Source organism: Haladaptatus sp. W1 (assembly GCF_001723155.1).
Taxonomy (GTDB): domain Archaea; phylum Halobacteriota; class Halobacteria; order Halobacteriales; family Haladaptataceae; genus Haladaptatus; species Haladaptatus paucihalophilus.
Map to the genome: position 1 here is coordinate 1 of NZ_MEIH01000230.1, position 1,354 is coordinate 1,354.

2 protein-coding genes are annotated in these 1,354 nt (G+C 55.5%); both read left to right on the forward strand.

Annotated features, from left to right (window positions below; genetic code table 11):
* Positions 1 to 329, forward strand: a 329-nt coding sequence (locus BG842_RS10385; RefSeq protein WP_139136090.1) for a class I SAM-dependent methyltransferase, incomplete at its 5' end; no start/stop codon positions are given.
* A 39-nt stretch (positions 330 to 368) separates the two neighbouring features.
* On the forward strand, positions 369 to 698 hold the full coding sequence (locus BG842_RS10390) for a thermonuclease family protein (RefSeq protein ID WP_254663053.1): 330 nt from the start codon (positions 369 to 371) through the stop codon (positions 696 to 698).
* The last annotated feature ends 656 nt before the right edge of the window (positions 699 to 1,354 follow it).

Below are 1,354 nucleotides of genomic sequence, written 5' to 3' on the forward strand. Positions count from 1 at the left end.
ACGAAACCGTCGCCGACCTCGGGAGCGGGACCGGATTTTACACGGACGACGTCGCCTCGTTCGGCGAGGCGTCGAACGTTAGCGTGTACGCGGTCGACATGCAGGACGCGATGCACGACTACTACCGGGAGAAGGGCGTCCCGGAGAACGTCGCGCTCGTGACAGCGACCATCGACGACCTTCCGTTCGACGACGACGAACTCGACGCCGCGTTCTCGACGATGACGTTCCACGAGTTCGCGAGCGAGGACGCGCTCGCGGAGGTCGGACGCGTCCTTTCGACCCGATGGCCGGTCCAGAGAATAGCGAGTGCTTCCAAGCACGCGTAACCAAAGTCGTCGATCCAACAACACTCCAGATCAAATACGATGGGAAGAACCGCACTGTTGATTTTGATCGGTGTGAGCGTCCCTGAGAGCAGTCCCATCCACACGAAAGCAGTTCGCTATACGAAGTCCCAAATGGATCACCAAGTCGTGACAGTCGTCTCTGACCCACAGGTGGATGCAACAGATGACGGTCACATGCAAGCGTACGTCTACATCGGCAATTTCATGTTCAACACTGATTTAGTTCGTATCGGCTACGCTCGCGTGCCAGACGGTCAGTTCAGCAAACGCCAGGAGTTCATTCGCAAACAGCAGCAGGCCAAACAACGCGGCTATGGCCGCTGGAACACGACCACGACAGCAGCTTGATCACTCTCAGTTGACGAACGTTCTGTATTGGACATTTACTGCTCCATGGTGCACTAGGCAGACGTGGGTACATCTGCTACCGACAGAAGAACAGCACCGCTAGTCTTTACTAGGTGACTCCAAATGGTCGCGTTTGGAACATACCAGTACCCATAGATAGTACGATACAGCGATGAAGTGCGTATCTGTCCAATATGGTCGGAAAAACAGTGTCTACCGGTATTTTTTTTTTGTTTGACGCCTCAGCATCGACTATGGCGGGGAACGAGCCACCTCCCGACGAGTGGGAGAACGATTCCAGTCAGTCCACCGGGGAGAGTGCTGCCGAGCGTGATCTCGACATCGATGTCTCGGAAGTTGTCCTCGAATTACAACCCGTATTCGAGGCGATTTCCCATCCACGACGACGCTACCTCGTCTATTACCCTCGCCGAAGCAACCGAAATGGTCACTCGATGACCTTGCGACTAAGCTCGCTGCCTGGGAGACCGACACCGTAGAGGCGAACATCGCGACGCTCACGCGCCAGGAGATGTATACATCGCTCTATCACTCCCACGTGCCGAAACTCGTCGACTTGGACGTGATAGAGTTTGATGACGAGACTGAGATGATCACTCCTGGTCCGCATGCCGTACAGGTGTTGGCGGCGTTGG

What these genes read in the sequence shown, in the direction of transcription:
- BG842_RS10390 (WP_254663053.1), top strand. Translation starts at nt 369, where the DNA reads ATGGGAAGAACCGCACTGTTGATTTTGATCGGTGTGAGCGTCCCTGAG.